Source organism: Pseudomonas sp. MF6396 (genome assembly GCF_002018915.1).
GTDB lineage: Bacteria > Pseudomonadota > Gammaproteobacteria > Pseudomonadales > Pseudomonadaceae > Aquipseudomonas > Aquipseudomonas palmensis.
In genome coordinates this window covers 58,377-75,333 of the sequence record NZ_MVOK01000008.1, presented here as the reverse complement: position 1 = coordinate 75,333, position 16,957 = coordinate 58,377, and the positions used below count along the sequence as shown (strand labels likewise).

General features: G+C 65.9%; 14 protein-coding genes. 4 read left to right on the top strand and 10 right to left on the bottom strand.

Annotated elements, in window-relative coordinates:
* Position 1: 1 nt before the first annotated feature.
* The 3 genes from bcsB to bcsQ are packed head-to-tail and all read right to left on the bottom strand — an operon-like array spanning position 2 to position 5,771.
* On the bottom strand, positions 2 to 2,335 hold the full coding sequence (bcsB, locus tag MF6396_RS10310; RefSeq protein ID WP_043862370.1) for a cellulose biosynthesis cyclic di-GMP-binding regulatory protein BcsB: 2,334 nt from the start codon (positions 2,333 to 2,335) through the stop codon (positions 2 to 4).
* Positions 2,332 to 4,560 (bottom strand): UDP-forming cellulose synthase catalytic subunit, encoded by a 2,229-nt coding sequence (gene bcsA / locus MF6396_RS10305; protein WP_043862371.1) that lies wholly within the window; start codon positions 4,558 to 4,560, stop codon positions 2,332 to 2,334. The genes bcsB and bcsA overlap by 4 nt, the downstream gene beginning before the upstream one ends.
* A complete protein-coding gene (bcsQ, locus tag MF6396_RS10300; RefSeq protein WP_078480242.1) occupies positions 4,557 to 5,771 on the bottom strand; it encodes a cellulose biosynthesis protein BcsQ in 1,215 nt (404 codons plus the stop codon). The genes bcsA and bcsQ overlap by 4 nt, the downstream gene beginning before the upstream one ends.
* Positions 5,772 to 6,264: 493 nt before the next feature.
* Between bcsQ and dnaX the strand changes: the two genes are divergently transcribed.
* The 3 genes from dnaX to recR all read left to right on the top strand — a co-directional run bounded on the left by dnaX (position 6,265) and on the right by recR (position 9,421).
* Positions 6,265 to 8,328 carry a DNA polymerase III subunit gamma/tau gene (gene dnaX, locus MF6396_RS10295; protein WP_078480241.1) on the top strand — a complete coding sequence of 688 codons (2,064 nt, stop codon included), beginning with the start codon at positions 6,265 to 6,267 and terminating at the stop codon, positions 8,326 to 8,328.
* Between the two features lie 65 nt (positions 8,329 to 8,393).
* Complete coding sequence (locus MF6396_RS10290; protein WP_010226011.1) at positions 8,394 to 8,720, top strand: YbaB/EbfC family nucleoid-associated protein; 327 nt, start codon at positions 8,394 to 8,396, stop codon at positions 8,718 to 8,720.
* 98 nt (positions 8,721 to 8,818) lie between these two features.
* Positions 8,819 to 9,421 (top strand): recombination mediator RecR, encoded by a 603-nt coding sequence (gene recR, locus MF6396_RS10285; protein WP_078480240.1) that lies wholly within the window; start codon positions 8,819 to 8,821, stop codon positions 9,419 to 9,421.
* A 94-nt stretch (positions 9,422 to 9,515) separates the two neighbouring features.
* On the opposite strand, the gene MF6396_RS10280 is transcribed toward recR, so the two are convergent.
* Both MF6396_RS10280 and fnrA read right to left on the bottom strand, forming a co-directional pair.
* Positions 9,516 to 10,064: an adenine phosphoribosyltransferase gene (locus MF6396_RS10280; RefSeq protein WP_054915581.1), complete on the bottom strand. Its 549-nt coding sequence runs from the start codon at positions 10,062 to 10,064 to the stop codon at positions 9,516 to 9,518.
* 54 nt (positions 10,065 to 10,118) lie between these two features.
* Entirely contained in the window at positions 10,119 to 10,853 is a 735-nt protein-coding gene (fnrA, locus tag MF6396_RS10275) for a Crp/Fnr family transcriptional regulator FnrA (protein WP_043862376.1), read from the bottom strand.
* Between the two features lie 159 nt (positions 10,854 to 11,012).
* Between fnrA and MF6396_RS10270 the strand changes: the two genes are divergently transcribed.
* A complete protein-coding gene (locus MF6396_RS10270) occupies positions 11,013 to 11,477 on the top strand; it encodes a hypothetical protein (protein WP_043862377.1) in 465 nt (154 codons plus the stop codon).
* Between the two features lies 1 nt (position 11,478).
* On the opposite strand, the gene hemN is transcribed toward MF6396_RS10270, so the two are convergent.
* The 5 genes from hemN to MF6396_RS10245 all read right to left on the bottom strand — a co-directional run bounded on the left by hemN (position 11,479) and on the right by MF6396_RS10245 (position 16,951).
* Complete coding sequence (gene hemN, locus MF6396_RS10265; protein ID WP_058542025.1) at positions 11,479 to 12,861, bottom strand: oxygen-independent coproporphyrinogen III oxidase; 1,383 nt, start codon at positions 12,859 to 12,861, stop codon at positions 11,479 to 11,481.
* Positions 12,862 to 12,943: 82 nt separating this feature from the next.
* Positions 12,944 to 13,627 (bottom strand): sulfite exporter TauE/SafE family protein, encoded by a 684-nt coding sequence (locus MF6396_RS10260; RefSeq protein WP_043862379.1) that lies wholly within the window; start codon positions 13,625 to 13,627, stop codon positions 12,944 to 12,946.
* A complete protein-coding gene (gene ccoS / locus MF6396_RS10255; protein ID WP_054915579.1) occupies positions 13,620 to 13,835 on the bottom strand; it encodes a cbb3-type cytochrome oxidase assembly protein CcoS in 216 nt (71 codons plus the stop codon). Before ccoS ends, MF6396_RS10260 begins: the two co-directional genes overlap by 8 nt.
* Positions 13,836 to 13,847: 12 nt before the next feature.
* Positions 13,848 to 16,301: a heavy metal translocating P-type ATPase gene (locus MF6396_RS10250; protein ID WP_078480239.1), complete on the bottom strand. Its 2,454-nt coding sequence runs from the start codon at positions 16,299 to 16,301 to the stop codon at positions 13,848 to 13,850.
* A 113-nt stretch (positions 16,302 to 16,414) separates the two neighbouring features.
* Positions 16,415 to 16,951 carry a FixH family protein gene (locus MF6396_RS10245; RefSeq protein ID WP_043862382.1) on the bottom strand — a complete coding sequence of 179 codons (537 nt, stop codon included), beginning with the start codon at positions 16,949 to 16,951 and terminating at the stop codon, positions 16,415 to 16,417.
* Between the last annotated feature and the right edge of the window lie 6 nt (positions 16,952 to 16,957).

Here is a 16,957-nt window from a genome sequence, read left to right as displayed (position 1 = left end):
ATTACTCGATGTTGAGGCGACGTTTGGCCTGGGCGCGCAGCGAGAAGAACGCCACCAGGCTGACCAGGGCAACCCCCAGCAGGGTCAACAGCAGCAGCGCCGGTACATGCTGGGACAGCAGCCACTGGATGTAACGGAACGGCCCCAGGTGCCCCACGTAGTAAGCCTGCTCGGCCACCAGCGATTCGACATTCCTGCCGTTGATCACCACAAGGCTGCCTTGCAGTGCCTGGGTGTACTGTTCGCCGCCGATCAGGGCGTCGGTGACCTCCACCAGGTTTTGCGGCTGCGGGCTGGACAGCACCACCACGCTGCGCCCGCTCTTGAGCGGCGACTCGAACCCGGTGACGTACGAGCTGCGGTTCTCGCCGGTGAAGGTGAGCGCACCGCGCGCAGCGCGCAGGTTGGCCTTGGGATCGGGGCTGATCCATTCGCGCAGGCGCATCGGCAGGTCGGAGAACTCCACGTAATGCCTGGCGTCCTGGGTCCTGCTGGGCAGGTAGTCGGCCCAGGTCTTGAGCAGTGGCTGGTTGTCGCCGGAAGCCAGCACCAGCAGGTCCTTGTCGGCCAGGGCATCGACCTGGCCGGCCTGGGCCACGGTGACGGCGGTGGCCGGGTAGCCGGTGGAGTCGCCAAAGCGTCCGAGCACGGTGAGGTAGGCGCTCCAGTCGGCGCTGCCGGCGTTGTCGGGCAGGATCACCGCCGAGTCGGACAGGTCGGCCAGGCGCGTGAACGGGAAGCCGCTGTCCTTGAACACGCCCAGGTTGGGCATGGCGATGAAGTGGTCGTAGCCGCTCAGGTCCAGGGTGGAGTCCGGGTCGATGGCGCCGCGCATGTTGTCGATGATGATGTCGCGGCATTCACCCTGCTTGATGTAGTCGTACATGAAGCGGAACTGCAGGCGCGACTGCAGGGCGACCGAGTCCAGCGGCAGCAGCATGCTCGCCTCGCGGGCGATGCTGTCGTCTTTCTTCAGGGCTGCCAGCAGGCTGTCGCCGCCGCCCAGGCGCTCGATCGAGGGCAGGTTCATCGACTTGATGAAAGTGTCGTTGAAGCTCACCAGCAGCGAAGAGTTGGACGAGGTCTGCTGTGGGGTGTAGCGGTACTTGAGGTCCAGCCGGGCGCCCTGTTCGCGCCAGTTGAACAGGTCGGGTGGCAGGCGCACCGGCACGGTGATCATGCCGGGGTTGTAGCCCGACACATTGAGCTGACGCGGGTCGATCAGCTCGCCAAGGCGCACCGGGCGATCGGTCGGCAGCCAGTTGGGCGCGTCATACGGCTGGCGTGGCTGCAGCGCATTGACGGTGTCGATCTGCACGCTGGGGCCGGAGAAGCTGCGGTAGCCGATCACCAGGGCGGTGGCGGCGCGCTTGAGTTCGGCGCTGTCGCGTCCGGCGATGACCAGCAGCTTGCCGTGCGGGTCGTTGGGGTTGCTCACCAGCGACAGGGTCGGGCCCTTGAGGTCGGGCAGCGTCAGGCCCTCGACCTGGTTGGCCTCGGCGGTGTTGACCAGCACCACCGCGTTGCCGCTGGCGGGCAGGCTGTGCAGGTTGGTGGGGAAGTTTGCGCCACGGTAGCTGGCCAGTGCACCGATCCACGACGACACCGCGCCCGCCGCTTCGAGGGTGGTGTTGTCGGGGGCTACGGCAAACACGAACGGCAGGCTCAGGGCGCGTGGGTCGCGACGGTCGAACAGCGGCAGCGGCAGCAGGGCCAGGTCGTTGGGCAGCACCACCGGCTTGACCTGCAGGCTCAGCTGGCTTTCGTTGCTGATCTTGGCCCACAGGCTCGAATGCAGCGGGTCTTCGCACTGCATGGTGTAGTGGCCGATCAGCTGCACGCCGAGCCGGTTGAACTCGGTGATCAGGTACGGCGGAATGTCGATCACCTGCTTTTGCAGGACGCCGGCGTTTTCCTTGGGCAACGGCAGGCTGGCGGCCACTTCGTCGTTGACCATGATGTTGATCTGCGAGAGGTCGCTGAGCAGCGCTGGCGAATAGGTGTATTGCAGGGTCAGTTGCGCGCCGGTCACCACCTCGTCGGCCCGCACGTCGAAGTTGACCGTGTCGGTCGACTCCACGCCACGCAGGCTCATGGTGTAGTTCTTGCCCAGCTGCTTGAGGCTGAGCTGGTACTTTTCGCCAGCCGCATCCGGTGCCGCCGGCGCCGTTTCGCTGGCGGCGGGCTCCGTGGCGGGCGCCGCTGCGCTGGCCGCGACCTCATCGGCCTGGGCAGGTTGCAGCAGGCTGCCCAGGCACAGCAGCGAGCCGGCGAGCAGACGGCGAGAACGGCGCGACAGGTTCACTTGTTGGTCGGTATGAAGCATGACGGTCATTGCGAGTCCAACGAAGGTTCGAGGTGGGTGGGGGCTTGCTTGCGCTTGTAGCGACGATGGCGCAAGGCGCTGAGGGTCGCCTGGGCCAGGTCCATGATGCCGCGCACGCCGATGCGGCTCACATCGTGCAGGGCGCTCAACGGGGTGTCGGGCTTGCTGCCACCCCAGGTTGCGGCCCAGGTGTCGGCCCGCGAGAAGGTCAGGCGCACGAAGTCGCTCTGCTGGCGCAAGGTCAGCGGCTTGAACTGCACCCCGACCATGGCGCCACGGCTGAACACCACGGTGGCCGGCAGTACGCAGGCCTGCTGCTTGCGCATCAGGATCACCTGGATGTCCTGGCCCTTGTGCAGGCTCTGGCCCTCGGGAAGCTTGAAGCCCACGCCCTTTTGCGAGAAGTCCACGGTGGTGCAGTCGATGGTGGTGCCGTCGGCGGTCTGCACCTGAATCGGCAGCTCGGCGCGCACGCGCGGCTCGGAACGCACCTGGCGGGTTTCACTGGCAACCGCAACGGCAGCGCTGGTGATGATCACGTTGTAGATCGTCCAGGCCAGGTTGATGATGATGGTGATGGCTGCGGCCGGGTCGCCCCAGATCAGTTGCACCACACCGAACACCATGCCGATCAGGTTCAGGGTCAGCAGGATGATGTAGGGGCGCGCCAGCTCCCAGTCGAAGTATTCCTTGTCGATGATGCCGCCCTTGTCGGTCACGTTGAAGCCGCCAAGCTTGGGGTTGATCAGCGCCACCAGTACCGGGCGCATGATGTACCAGGCCAGCACCGACTCGTAGACCTCGTTCCAGAACGAATGGCGAAAGCGCCCCTGGATACGCGAGTTGGTCAGGCTGGCGTGGAAGATGTGCGGCAGTACGTAGGCGGTGATCATCAGCGCCGAGGCGTGGAAGATCTGCGCGCCGAAGATCAGGTACGCCAGCGGCGCGGTCAGGAAGACCAGGCGCGGCAGGCCGTAGAAGAAGTGCAGCATGGCGTTCACGTAGCATACGCGTTGGCCGAAGCTCAGGCCCTTGCCGATGAACGGGTTGTCGGTACGGAAGATCTGCGCCATGCCGCGTGCCCAGCGGATGCGCTGGCTGATGTGCCGCGACAGGCTCTCGGTGGCCAGGCCCGCAGCCTGGGGGATCGCCAGGTACGCGGTGTTGTAGCCCTTGCGGTTGAGCTTGAGCGCGGTGTGCGCATCTTCGGTCACCGTCTCGATGGCCACGCCGCCCACTTCCAGCAGGTGGCTGCGGCGGATCACTGCACACGAGCCGCAGAAAAAGGTGGCGTTCCACAGGTCGTTGCCGTCCTGCACCAGGCCGTAGAACAGCTCGCCCTCGTTGGGCACCGAGCGGAACGTGTCGAGGTTCTTCTCGAACGGGTCGGGCGAAAAGAAGAAGTGCGGGGTCTGCAGCAGGGCTAGTTTCGGGTCCTTCAGGAACCAGCCCATCGCCACCTGCAGGAAGGAGCGCGTGGGCACGTGGTCGGCGTCGAAAATGGCGATGTACTCGCCGTCGGTGACCTTCAGGGCCTCGTTGAGGTTGCCGGCCTTGGCGTGGACGTTGTCGGCGCGCACGATGTAGTTGACCCCGATCTGCCGGCAGAACTCGCGAAAATCGTCGCGGCGGCCATCATCCAGCACGTGCACGCGCAGCTTGTCGCGCGGCCAGTCGATGGCCTGGGCGGCGAAGATCGTCAGCTTCACGATGCTCAGCGCTTCGTTGTAGGTGGGGATGAACACATCCACCGTGGGCCAGTCCTTGGGGTCCTGGGTAAGAATCTTGGGCTTGCGCTGCAAGGGCCAGGCGGTCTGCATGTAGCCGAACGCCAGCACCACCAGGGCATAGAACTCTGCTGCCACCAGGCCGTAGCCGAACACGATGTCCAGCCAGCTGTCGAAGCCCAGCGTGTCGGTGACGCGCCAGTACACATAACGCAGGGTGGCCACCAGCGACAACACCACCATGGCCAGCACTGGCAGGCGCCCGGGCAGCTTGCGCAGTATCAGCAGGCCGGCGAAGCACAGGGCGGCGAAGGCGAACTGACGCTCCAGCTCCAGGGGTGCGGTGACCACGGCCACTAGCAGCAGGGCGCCGATCAGGCCGGCACCGATCTTCAGCGCGCGCAGCACCGGGGCGGGCCATTGCCCGAAGCGTTCGAGCCAGACATTCAAGCGCGCAACCGTGTTGGGCGCCTGCACTGCAGACGCCTGGTCTAAGGGGGCGGTCATGGGGTACCGGACTGTTGGTGGTGATGGGCGAGGTGGGCGCCAAGGGCATGCGCCACGTCGCGCAGGTCCTGGCAGGCAGGGCTGTCGGGCACCTTGACGAACGGATCGAATTCGAAGGCCTGGGCTTCGTCCAGGCTGTGGTCGAGACGGACCATGCCCAGCAGCTCGCGACCGATGCGCTGGCGCAGTACCTGGCACATGTCCAGGTCCAGCGCGCGGGTGGGGTCGACCTTGTTGATCAGGTAGCCGCAGCGCGGCGCGGGGCTGCGCTGGTGCAGGGGCGCAAGCCAGGCCTGCAGTTCATCCAGCACGCGGTAGGCGGCTGGAGTCGGCAGGGTCAGGGCCACCACCTGGTCGGCCATCTCCAGCACTGGCGCAAGCCATGGGGTGGCGCCGGTGGGCATGTCGATGATCAGTACGTCAGCGGGTGTCAGTGCCAGCGTTGCCAATTGCTGCAGTAGCCAGCCAGGCTGGTTGGCCAGGCGCTGCTCCAGGCTGCGCAACTGGGTGGCGTCGGCGTGCCCGAATGGCAGGCATTCGGCGGTCGAGTCGGGCACCGGGTGGCAGTGGATGCTCCAGGGTTCGTCGCTGTCGGTAGCCTGGCTCAGACCGGGGGCGGTACGCGGCAGCATCAGTTGGCTGGCGAGGCTGTTCTGCGGGTCCAGGTCCAGTGCCACCACGCGACCGTGCGGGCGCTCCAGCAGCTTGGCCAGCGCGGCGGCAAAGGTGGTCTTGCCCACACCACCCTTGGCCGAAACCACAGCGATGATGCTGGCCTGGGGGCGTGTCGGTGCCGGTTTGTGCATGGCATGCTCCAGTGCACCCTGATTCAGCCCCTGGGCCGTGGCATGGCGCAGGCGAGCCGCCGCTTCGAGTTGTTCACGCAGCGACAGGGGGGCGCCGGCGGGCTGTGCAGCCGGTTCGGGAGCGGGCGGTATACGCTTCACGGGCGCGGGCACCGCAACGACTGCCGGCGCAGGAGCTGGTGCCTGTACCGGCGCAGGCACCGATGCCAGGGTCGGCGGCAGCTTCAGGGCCGCCAGGGTCGCGGCCACCGGGGCAACCGGCTCGGGCGCGGCAGCAGGTGTGATCGGTTCAGCCACCGTCAGCGCGGGTTCGAAGTATTCGAACTCGGTGTCGATTTCTTTATAGCTGTCCGCACTTGCCCCAAACCTGGTGAACAGATTTCCAATGTCGTCTGCATGACTCATATGTGTAATCCCGGCCTACGGCTATCTGATCAACTGCTGGGGCAGATAAGGTCTGTCACACTGCTAGGATGCTAATGTGTGATATCAAACTGATAGTGTCAATATTTTGTTTATTTCTGGGCTGGTTTTTCGCATTTTCGCCGAGTTAAAAAAATACCGCCATAAGTTTGACTATTTTGTCGCTGCCTGTGCAGCGCATCTGCACGATGGATGCCGTTCTTGAACAAGGTCGGCACGAACGGCATAAAGCTTAGCCTAGCTTGTAGGAAATGACTGATAAGTCGTGCTGACATATATCAGTTTGTTTCACGATTGGCACATAGGTTACCAAGCTTTGCCTGGCGCGTGTTCAGTCAGAGGACAGGCAACCGGCCAGCCCGGGCCGTTGTCCGATCAACGGTGACTGGCCGGCGTGCCCATGCACGGCGGATGCATTTTTGCCCCTGCTCCGCTAGGATTAGCGGTCTTTGGTCTATCTATCCGACGGTTTTCGATGAGTTATCAGGTTCTTGCACGTAAATGGCGTCCGCGCTCGTTCCGCGAAATGGTCGGCCAGACCCATGTGCTCAAGGCCCTGATCAACGCGCTGGACAACCAGCGGCTGCACCACGCCTACCTGTTCACCGGTACCCGCGGGGTGGGCAAGACCACCATCGCGCGCATCATCGCCAAATGCGTCAACTGTGAAACCGGCATTACCTCGACACCGTGCGGCACCTGTTCGGTGTGCCGCGAGATCGACGAGGGGCGCTTCGTCGACCTGATCGAGATCGACGCCGCCAGCCGCACCAAGGTCGAGGATACCCGCGAGCTGCTCGACAACGTGCAGTACGCGCCAAGCCGCGGGCGCTTCAAGGTCTACCTGATCGACGAAGTGCACATGCTCTCCAGCCACTCGTTCAACGCCTTGCTCAAGACGCTTGAAGAGCCGCCGCCCTACGTCAAGTTCATTCTTGCCACCACCGACCCGCAGAAGCTGCCCGCCACCATCCTGTCGCGCTGCCTGCAGTTCTCGCTCAAGAACATGACCCCCGAGCGGGTGGTCGAGCACCTGAGCCATGTGCTTGGGGTCGAGAACGTGCCGTTCGAAGACGACGCCCTGTGGTTGCTGGGCCGCGCCGCCGACGGTTCGATGCGCGATGCCATGAGCCTCACCGACCAGGCCATCGCCTTTGGCGAAGGCAAGGTGCTGGCGGCGGATGTGCGCGCGATGCTCGGCACCCTCGATCACGGCCAGGTCTATGGCGTGCTCCAGGCCCTGCTCGAAGGGGACGCACGAGCCCTGCTCGAAGCCGTGCGGCACCTGGCCGAGCAGGGGCCGGACTGGAACGGCGTGCTGTCTGAAATGCTCAATGTGCTTCACCGCGTGGCGGTGGCCCAGGCGCTGCCCGAGGCGGTGGACAACGGCCAGGGTGATCGTGACCGCGTGCTGGCGCTGGCCGGCGCTCTGCCGGCCGAAGATGTGCAGTTCTATTACCAGATGGGCCTGATCGGCCGGCGCGATCTGCCGCTGGCCCCCGACCCGCGTGGCGGCTTCGAGATGGTGCTGTTGCGCATGTTGGCGTTCCGCCCGGCCGACACCGTCGATGCGCCGACACCGACGCTAAAGTCGACGGGGATCAGCCAGGCCACAGCTGACTCCCCACCCGCGGTGGCAGCGGTCGCCGCGCCGGTGGTGGCTGCACCGGTCGTGCCCACGCCCGTTGCCGAACCTGTTGCCCGCCCGCAGCCCGAACCCGAGCCGCCGGTGCAGGCTGCGCCAGTACTGCAAGCGCAGGTTGCCGAGCCGCCCGTGCCCGAGGTCGACCTGCCCTGGAACGAGCCGGCCGCGCCTGCGCCCGAACTCGCTGCGGCGCCTGAACCCGAACCGGAACCCGAGCCGCAGCCCGAACCTGAACCCGAGGCGATTGCTGCGCCCGTGCCAGCCGCGCCCGCGCCGGCCATCGCGCATCACGATGAGCCACCGATCGCCGACCACGCCAGCTATAGCCCGGCGGGCATGGAGCGCGACGACGAGCCACCGCTGGACGAAGATTACTACGACGCCGAGATCGACCCGGTGGGCTACAGCTACCTGGACGAGCTGGCCAGCGAGACCGCGCCGGAGCCTGCACCGGAGCCCGAGCCAGAGCCTGCTGCGCAACCGGCCACCGGCCTGGCGTTGCAATGGCTGGAGATGTTCCCGCTGCTGCCGATTTCGGGCATGACCGCCAGCATCGCCGCCAACTGCACGCTGATCGCGATGGACGGCGACAACTGGCTGCTGCACCTGGACCCGGCGCACAGCGCCCTGTTCAACGCCACCCAGCAGCGGCGCCTGAACGATGCGCTCAACCAGCACCTTGGGCGTACCCTGAACCTGAGCATCGAGCTGATACGCCCCGAGCAGGAAACCCCGGCCCAGGCCGCATCGCGCAAGCGTGCCGACCGTCAGCGCGAGGCCGAGGCGTCGATCGAGAACGATCCGTTCATCCAGCAGATGATCCAGCAGTTCGGCGCCACCGTGCGTCACGATACTATTGAACCTGTCGACGCCCTGGTGGCCCAGGGCGACTAATCCGTTTACCCCAGCACCGCGGTCTGCCGCGGTGTGCCAAGTAACTTGATACCGAGGTGATTCCCATGATGAAAGGTGGCATGGCCGGCCTGATGAAGCAGGCACAGCAGATGCAGGAAAAAATGGCCAAGATGCAGGAAGAGCTGGCCAACGCCGAAGTGACCGGCCAATCGGGCGCCGGCCTGGTCAGCGTGGTGATGACCGGTCGCCATGACGTCAAGCGCATCAGCCTGGACGACAGCCTGATGCAGGAAGACAAGGAAGTGCTGGAAGACCTGATCGCTGCGGCCGTGAACGATGCGGTGCGCAAGGTCGAGGCCAACAGCCAGGAAAAGATGGGCGGCATGACCGCCGGCATGCAACTGCCGCCGGGCTTCAAGATGCCGTTCTGAGGCATTGCCTGCGTGACCCTCGGTGGGAGCACAGCCAGTCGGTTGTCGCTCCCATCGTCGTTTTTCCGTTCAACCGATGATCTGCCAGGCCTTTTACCATGAGCTTCAGCCCCTTGATTCGCCAACTGATCGACGCCTTGCGCACGCTGCCGGGTGTGGGTCAGAAAACCGCCCAGCGCATGGCCCTGCAACTGCTGGAGCGTGACCGCAGCGGCGGCGTGCGCCTGGCCCAGGCGTTGAGCCAGGCCATGGAGGGGGTGGGGCATTGCCGTCAGTGCCGCACCCTGACCGAGCAGGAGCTGTGCCCGCAGTGCGCCGACCCACGGCGTGACGACACCCTGCTGTGCGTGGTGGAGGGGCCGATGGACGTGTACGCGGTGGAGCAGACCGGTTATCGCGGCCGCTACTTCGTGCTCAAGGGGCATCTGTCGCCACTGGACGGCCTGGGGCCGGAGGCCATCGGGATTCCGCAGTTGCTGGCGCGCATTGCCGAGCAGGGCAGCTTCACCGAGGTGATCCTGGCCACCAACCCCACGGTGGAAGGGGAGGCCACGGCGCATTACATCGCGCAGCTGCTGGCGGACAAGGGGCTGGTGGCTTCACGCATCGCCCATGGTGTGCCGCTGGGCGGGGAGCTGGAACTGGTGGATGGCGGAACGCTGGCGCATTCGTTCGCGGGGCGTAAACCAATCGCGCTGTGAGCGTGCGGGGCCCCTTCGCCAGCAAGGCTGGCTCCTACAAGAGCATGCGGCCTTTGTAGGAGCCAGCCTTGCTGGCGAAGGGGTCAGTGCGCGCTCAATATTCGCTGAGCGAAAACTCGGTCAGGCAGAACGTCTGCACCCCTGCCGCCTGCAGCTTCTGCGAGCCGCCCAGCTCCGGCAGGTCGATGATCGCCGCCGCCTCGAACACGGCCGCCCCCATGCGCCGTATCAGGCTGGCCGCTGCCAGCAGGGTGCCGCCGGTGGCGATCAGGTCATCCATGATCAGCACCGCATCGCCCTCGCACAGGCTGTCGGCATGCACTTCCAGAAACGCCTCGCCATATTCGGTCTGGTAACCCTCGGCCAGCACATCGGCCGGCAGCTTGCCCTGCTTGCGAAACAGGATCAGCGGCTTGTTGAGCTGGTGGGCAATGATCGAGCCGATCAGGAAGCCGCGCGCATCCAGCGCCCCGACATGGCTGAAGTCAGCCTCGACATAGCGTTCGATGAATTGGTCGGCAACGTGGCGCAGGCCCCGAGGGGACTGGAACAGCGGGGTAATGTCGCGAAAGATCACCCCCGGCTTGGGAAAGTCCGTTACCGGGCGGATCAGGGATTTGAGGTCGAACGCATCGGTCGGCATGGGGCAGGTATCCTGAAGGGCAAACGCCAGCCAGTATACCTGCTGCGCCAGGTGTCAGCTGTCCAGCGAGCCGCCGGCCAGGGCGCACAGCTGAATCGGGTCGATGATGCGTACTTCCTTGCCTTCGGCCTCGATCAGGCCGTTCTGCTGGAAGCGCGTGAACACCCGTGACACGGTTTCCACCGCCAGGCCCAGGTAGTTGCCGATCTCGTTGCGCGACATGCTCAGGCGGAACTGGTTGGCCGAGTAGCCGCGTGCGCGAAAGCGCGCCGACAGGTTGACCAGGAAGGTGGCGATGCGCTCGTCCGCAGTCTTCTTGGACAGCAGCAGCATCATCTGCTGGTCGTCGCGAATCTCGCGGCTCATCACCCGCATCAGTTGGCGACGCAGCTGCGGCAGTTGCACCGACAGCTCGTCCAGGCGCTCGAAGGGGATCTCGCACACCGAAGTGGTTTCCTGGGCCTGCGCCGATACCGGGTAGGCCTCGGTGTCCATGCCCGACAGCCCGACCAGTTCGCTGGGCAGGTGGAAGCCGGTGATCTGCTCCTCGCCCGCGTCGCTCAGGCTGAAGGTCTTCAGGGCGCCGGAGCGCACGGCGTAAACCGAGCCGAAGTTGTCGCCCTGGCGGAACAGAAACTCGCCTTTTTTCAACGGACGCCCGCGCTTGACGATTTCGTCCAGTGCGTCCATGTCTTCCAGATTCAGCGAAAGAGGCAGGCACAAGGGCGCCAGGCTGCAATCCTTGCAATGGGCCTGGTTGTGAGGGCGCAGTTTAACTGGCTCGGACATTTTCATTCGATCCTTCTGGGGAAAGCACACATAAGCCGTAAGGGTAACTCAGACGGCCGGGTTCAGGCCAGCGTGCGCGCTTTTGGTGCGTGCTGGGCTCAAGATCGGCGATGTTTGGCCGATGACCTGGAATAGTGTCCTTAACAGGAAAGACTGTCCATGCTCTCTATCGATTCAAATCCTCTGAATAGCGCTGCAACCCAGCTCAAACCCCCTGTCGCCAAGACCAATGTCGACGGTGCCCAGAGCGCCCAACCGGCCGAGGCTCCTGCCAAGGAGGGGGTCAGGGTCAACCTGTCCCTGGCGGGCCTGCAGGCGTCCAAAAGCAGCGGCGGCAACAAGGACATCGAGGAAAGCGGTCTGCCCCAGACCATCCAGCAGACCCTCAAGACCATCCGCAAGCTGCAGCAGCAACTGGCTGAAAAGATGCAGCAGATGCAGGCCGTCATGCGAGACAACTCCCTGACCCCCGAGCAGATGCGGCAAAAGGTCTCATCGCTGCAGGGTGAGATCGCCACGCTGACGGGGGCAATCACCACCGCCACCGCCAACCTGAACAAGGCCATGAAGCAGGAGAACCTGAGCCTTGATCAGGTCGCGAAGGTGTTCGAGTTGATGGGCTGATTCAAATCACCCGCGAAAACCGCTGGCGGTTGTGCAGGTCCAGGTAGGCATCGAACACCATGCATACCGAGCGTACCAGCAGGCGCCCCGCCGGCAACACCTTGATCCCGTTGGCATCCAGGCTGATCAGGCCGTCCTTGGCCATGCCCAGCAGGGCAGGCCACTGCGCGTTGAAGTAACCGCGAAAATCGAGGGTGAAGGCGCGCTCGATGGTCTCGAACTCCAGTTCGAAATGGCAGATCAGCTGCTGGATCACCGCGCGGCGGATGCGGTCGTCCTCGTTGCAGATCAGGCCGCGACTGGTGGGCAACTGCGAGGCGCCGAGGGTGTTCTGGTATTCGTTCAGATCACTGCTGTTCTGGCAGTACAGGTCGCCGATCTGGCTGATGGCCGACACGCCGAGGCCGATCAGGTCGCAGTGGCCGTGGGTGGTGTAGCCCTGGAAGTTGCGCTGCAGGGTCGACTCTTCCTGGGCAATGGCCAGTTCGTCGTCGGGCAGGGCGAAATGGTCCATGCCGATGTAGCGATAGCCTGCCTCGGTCAGCTGCTCGATGGTGTTGTGCAGCATTTCCAGTTTCAGCGCAGGCGCCGGCAGGTCGCTGCTGTCGATGCGCCGCTGGGGCATGAAACGCTCGGGCAGGTGCGCATAGTTGAACACCGAGAGGCGGTCGGGCTGCAGCTTGATCACTTCCTCGACGGTGCGTGCAAAGCCTTCGGTACTCTGCTTGGGCAGGCCGTAGATCAGGTCGAGGTTGATCGAGCGAAACTGCAGGGTGCGCGCGGCCTCGATGATCGCGCGGGTCTGCTCCAGGCTTTGCGGGCGGTTGATGGCCCGTTGCACCACCGGGTCGAGGTCTTGCACGCCCAGGCTGACACGGTTGAAGCCCAGTTCGCGCAGCAGCCCCATGGTCGACCAGTCGGCCTCGCGCGGGTCGATCTCGATGCCGTAGTCGCCCGAATCATCATCCAGCAGGTTGAAGTGCTGACGCAGGTGCGTCATCAGCTGGCGCAGTTCGGCGTGGCTGAGGAACGTCGGTGTACCGCCGCCCAGGTGCAACTGCTCCACGGTCTGGCGCGGGTCCAGGTGGCAGGCGATCAGCTGGATTTCCTGCTCCAGGCGCTGCAGGTAGGGCTGGGCGCGGCCGCGGTCCTTGGTGATCACCTTGTTGCAGGCGCAGTAGTAGCAGATGTTGGCGCAGAACGGCACGTGCACGTACAGCGACAGCGGGCGCGCGGCGCGGCGGCTGTCACGCAGGGCGTGCAACAGGTCGAACGAGCCGACCTGGCTGTGCAGTTGCACGGCGGTCGGGTAGGAGGTGTAGCGCGGGCCCGCCAGATCGTAACGGCGAATAAGGTCGGGGTCCCAGTGGAGGGCGTCGAGCATGGTGGCAGTCCCTGGAATGGCGGCAGTGTCCGGAGTCTAGGGAGCGTTGTGTCAGGGCGTGTTGATTTGTATCAACGGGTGTTCAGTGCCCCATGAGCCAGTGCTGGTGCGGCCCCGGCAGGGTCCACAGGCCGAACAGGATCACCAGCAGGCCCCCCGTCACGCGTACCCCGCGCTTGCGCAGCAGGGCGCTGGTGCGCTCGGCGGCCAGCCCCGTGGCCAGCAGCACCGGCCAGGTGCCCAGGCCGAAGGCCAGCATCAGCAGGGCGCTGTGGGTGGCGTTGCCCTGGCTGGCGGCCCACAGCAGGGTGCTGTACACCAGCCCGCACGGCAACCAGCCCCACAGCGCGCCCAGCAGCAGCGCGCGCGGCAGGCTCGACACCGGCAGCAGGCGATTGGCCACCGGCTGTATGTGCCGCCACAGGCCGCGCCCCAGGCTTTCGATGCGGGTCAGGCCGCTCCACCAGCCGGCCAGGTACAGGCCCATGCTGATCAGCAGCAGCGCCGCGAGCACGCGCATGCCGGTGGCCAGCGGTCCGCCCGCCACCGCCCAGCCGGCCAGGCCCAGCAGCAGGCCGGCAGCGGCATAGCTGAGGATGCGCCCCAGGTTGTACGCCAGCAGCAGCTGAAAGCGCCGGCTGCGCTGCGCCTTGGGGATGGCCAGGGTGAGTGCGCCCATCAGGCCGCCGCACATGCCCAGGCAGTGGCCGCCCCCCAGCAGGCCGAGGATCAGCGCCGAACTCAGCAGCGGCAACAGGTCAAGCATGGGGCGGGGCGCCGCTGTCGTCGGGCTTGCGCGGCTCGGCCTGGTCCAGGGCGGCCTGGTGCTTGGGGTCCTGGTCGTCGAACAGGATGCTGTGGGCCGGGCCTTCGAGGTCGTCGTACTGGCCGCTGTCCACGGCCCAGAAGAAGATGTACACGGCAATCGCGACGATCAGCAGCGCGGCGGGAATCATGACGTAGAGCGCGGGCATGGGGTCTCCGGGTCAGGCCGTCGCGGGGTGTGCGGCGTCGACGATAGGGGCGGTGGCAGGCAGCTCGCGGATGCGCGTAAGGCGCAGGGCGTTGAGCACCACGATCAGCGAACTGACCGACATGCCGACCGCCGCCCAGATCGGAGTGATCCAGCCCAGTGCGGCGAACGGCAGCATGAGGCCATTGTACAGGCCAGCCCACAGCAGGTTCTCGATGATTATCCGGCGCGTGCGGCGCGCCAGGCCGAAAGCCTGCACCAGCGCCTCCAGGCGGTTGGACAACAGCACCGCATCGGCGCTGGTCTTGGCCAGGTCGGTGGCCGAGCCCATGGCAATGCTGATGTCGGCCGCGGCCAGCACCGGCACGTCGTTGACCCCGTCACCCAGCATCAGCACCTTGTGTCCCTTGGCCTGCAGGGCCTTGAGCCGTTGCAGCTTGTCGTCCGGGCGCAGGCCGCCGACGGCCTGGTCGATGCGCAGCTCGGCGGCGACGCTGGCCACCATCGGCGAGCTGTCGCCCGACAGCAGCAGGGTCTGCCAGCCGCGGGCACGGCAGGCTGCCAGCAGGTCGGCGGCGTCGTGGCGCAGGCGGTCGTCGAGCACGAACCAGGCCAGCGGCCCGTGGCTGTCGCCCAGTAGCAGCCACTGCCCGGGTTCGTCGGGCATCGCCGGCGCTGCGCTGTGGCTCAGGGCGCACACGAAGTTGGCCTGGCCGATGCGCAGGCGGCGGTTCTCCACCTGCCCCTCAAGACCCAGCCCCGGCGTGCTCTGCACGTCGTCGGCGACCGTGATGGTGCGCCCGAAGGCCCGGGCGATCGGGTGCTCGGAGCGGCTTTCGAGGGCGGCGGCGAGGGTCAGGCACTGGTCGGCGTCCAGCGTCCCCAGCGGGCGGATGGCGCGCAATGTCAGGCGCCCCTCGGTGAGGGTGCCGGTCTTGTCGAAAATCACCGTGTCGATCTGGTTCAGGCCCTCCAGCACATGGCCGCGGGTGAGCAGCAGGCCGAGCTTGTGCAGCGTGCCGGTGGCCGCGGTGAGCGCGGTGGGGGTGGCCAGCGAGAGTGCGCAGGGGCAGGTGGCGACCAGCATGGCCAGCACGATCCAGAACGCCCGCGAGGGGTCCAGTTCCCACCACAGCAGGCCGATGGCCGCGGCGGCCACCAGCGAGAACAGCAGGAACCACTGCGAGGCACGGTCGGCGATCTCGGCCAGGCGAGGTTTTTCCGACTGGGCGCGTTCGAGCAGGCGCACGATGGCCGACAGTCGGGTGTCCTGGCCCAGGGCCTGTACCTGCACGGTCAGTACGCTCTCGATGTTCAGCGTGCCGGCCGTCACCGCATCGCCGCGCTGGCGCGGTTGCGGCAGGTACTCGCCGGTCAGCAGCGATTCGTCGACGCTCGACTGGCCGTCGATGATGCGCCCGTCGGCGGGCAGCACCGCGCCCGGGTGTACCAGGACCCGGTCGCCGGTCTGCAGCTCGCGCAGCAGGATGCGCTGGCTGTTGCCGTCGGCATCCAGGCGCAGGCACGAGGCCGGCAGCAGGTTGACCAGTTGCGCGGTGGCTGCGGCGGTGCGCTCGCGGGCACGGCGTTCCAGGTAGCGCCCGGCCAGTAGGAACAGCGCGAACATGCCCACCGCATCGAAATACAGCTCGCCGCTGCCGGTGATGGCGGTCCAGATGCCGGCGAAGTAGGCCAAGCCGATGGCCAGCGACACCGAGACGTCCATGGTCAGGTGGCGGGTGCGCAGGTCGCGGGCGGCCCCCTTGAAGAACGGCGCGCAGCTGTAGAACACGATGGGCGTGGTGAGAAACAGTGCCACCCAGCGCAGGATGGTGTGCAGCTCCGGGCTCAGGTCGATGTTGAACTCGGGCCAGGTGGCCATGGTTGCCATCATGGCCTGGAACCACAGCAGGCCGGCCACGCCGAGCTGGCGCAGGGCGGTGCGGTTCTCGCTGGCCAGTTGCTCGGCGGCGCGGTCGGCCTGGTAGGGGTGGGCGGCGTAGCCGATATGGCGCAGTTCACCCAACAGTTGCGAGAGCGGCAGCTGGCTGTCGGCCCATTGCACCTGCAGGCGATGGTTGGACAGGTTCAGTCGCGCCTCGGCCACCGCCGGCAGGTTGCGCAGGTGCTTTTCGATCAGCCAGCCGCAGGCGGCGCAACTGATGCCTTCGATCATCAGGGTGGTTTCAGCGAGTTCGCCGGTGTGGCGCACAAAAGGCTTCTGCACGTCGCTGCGATCGTACAGGGCCAGTTCGTCGACCAGTTGCACGGGCAGCGCGTCGGGGTTGGCGCTGGCTTCGCTGCGGTGCTGGTAGTAGCTTTCCAGGTTGCCGGCGACGATGGCTTCGGCCACGGCCTGGCAGCCGGGGCAGCAGAATGCACGGGGTTCGCCGAGTACCACGGCGGTGAAGTGGCTGCCGGCCGGGACGGGCAGGGCGCAGTGGTAGCAAGGCGTGGGGCTGGTCATTGTTATCTATCGCAGATGGGTGGTGACCTTGTCGCGGGTCAAGCCCGCTCCCACAGGGTGTCTGAGCACCGAAAACCCTGTGGGAGCGGGCTTGACCCGCGATTGCAGTCGACTCATTTCTCGAGGTGTTCAGCCCCTTGCAGCGCCTCGTCACCCAGCATCAGCGTGGTGTCGTGCGCCACTTGCTCTTCTTCGAACAGGCGCCATACCTGGCCCTTTTCGGTACCCAGCAGCTCGACGAAACGCCGGCCCTCGACCTTGTCGCTCAACTGCCCCAGGTAACGCCCGGGCTCGCTTTCGCTGCGGGTCAGCATGATCTTGCGGTCCTTCTCCGGCTGGGTCGGCGAGATCAGGTTCAGCTCCAGGGTCTGCGGCTGGCTGTCACCGCTCAGGCGCAGGTCCACTTCGCCGGTCAGCTCGTCCAGGTGCACGCTGGCCTTGAGCTTCAGGCTCTGCCCCAGCAGCTCGCGGTCCAGCGAGCGGTTGATGCCCTTGCCAGCCTCGTAGTAGTTGTCGTTGACCAGGTTGTCCGGGTTGTTCACCGCGATGGTCACCATGGTCAGGCTCAAGGTCACCGACGTGGCCAGCACGCCGATGATGATCCACGGCCAGAGGTGGTGGTGCCAGGGGCTGGAGGCGTTTGCAGGCATGTCTCT

Coding starts and splice junctions, on each gene's coding strand:
- bcsQ (WP_078480242.1), bottom strand. CDS start 5,771: ATGAGTCATGCAGACGACATTGGAAATCTGTTCACCAGGTTTGGGGCA.
- recR (WP_078480240.1), top strand. CDS start 8,819: ATGAGCTTCAGCCCCTTGATTCGCCAACTGATCGACGCCTTGCGCACG.
- MF6396_RS10250 (WP_078480239.1), bottom strand. CDS start 16,301: ATGACCAGCCCCACGCCTTGCTACCACTGCGCCCTGCCCGTCCCGGCC.
- MF6396_RS10280 (WP_054915581.1), bottom strand. CDS start 10,064: ATGCCGACCGATGCGTTCGACCTCAAATCCCTGATCCGCCCGGTAACG.
- MF6396_RS10270 (WP_043862377.1), top strand. CDS start 11,013: ATGCTCTCTATCGATTCAAATCCTCTGAATAGCGCTGCAACCCAGCTC.
- ccoS (WP_054915579.1), bottom strand. CDS start 13,835: ATGCCCGCGCTCTACGTCATGATTCCCGCCGCGCTGCTGATCGTCGCG.
- dnaX (WP_078480241.1), top strand. CDS start 6,265: ATGAGTTATCAGGTTCTTGCACGTAAATGGCGTCCGCGCTCGTTCCGC.
- bcsB (WP_043862370.1), bottom strand. CDS start 2,335: ATGACCGTCATGCTTCATACCGACCAACAAGTGAACCTGTCGCGCCGT.
- MF6396_RS10290 (WP_010226011.1), top strand. CDS start 8,394: ATGATGAAAGGTGGCATGGCCGGCCTGATGAAGCAGGCACAGCAGATG.
- MF6396_RS10260 (WP_043862379.1), bottom strand. CDS start 13,627: ATGCTTGACCTGTTGCCGCTGCTGAGTTCGGCGCTGATCCTCGGCCTG.
- bcsA (WP_043862371.1), bottom strand. CDS start 4,560: ATGACCGCCCCCTTAGACCAGGCGTCTGCAGTGCAGGCGCCCAACACG.
- MF6396_RS10245 (WP_043862382.1), bottom strand. CDS start 16,951: ATGCCTGCAAACGCCTCCAGCCCCTGGCACCACCACCTCTGGCCGTGG.
- hemN (WP_058542025.1), bottom strand. CDS start 12,861: ATGCTCGACGCCCTCCACTGGGACCCCGACCTTATTCGCCGTTACGAT.
- fnrA (WP_043862376.1), bottom strand. CDS start 10,853: ATGTCCGAGCCAGTTAAACTGCGCCCTCACAACCAGGCCCATTGCAAG.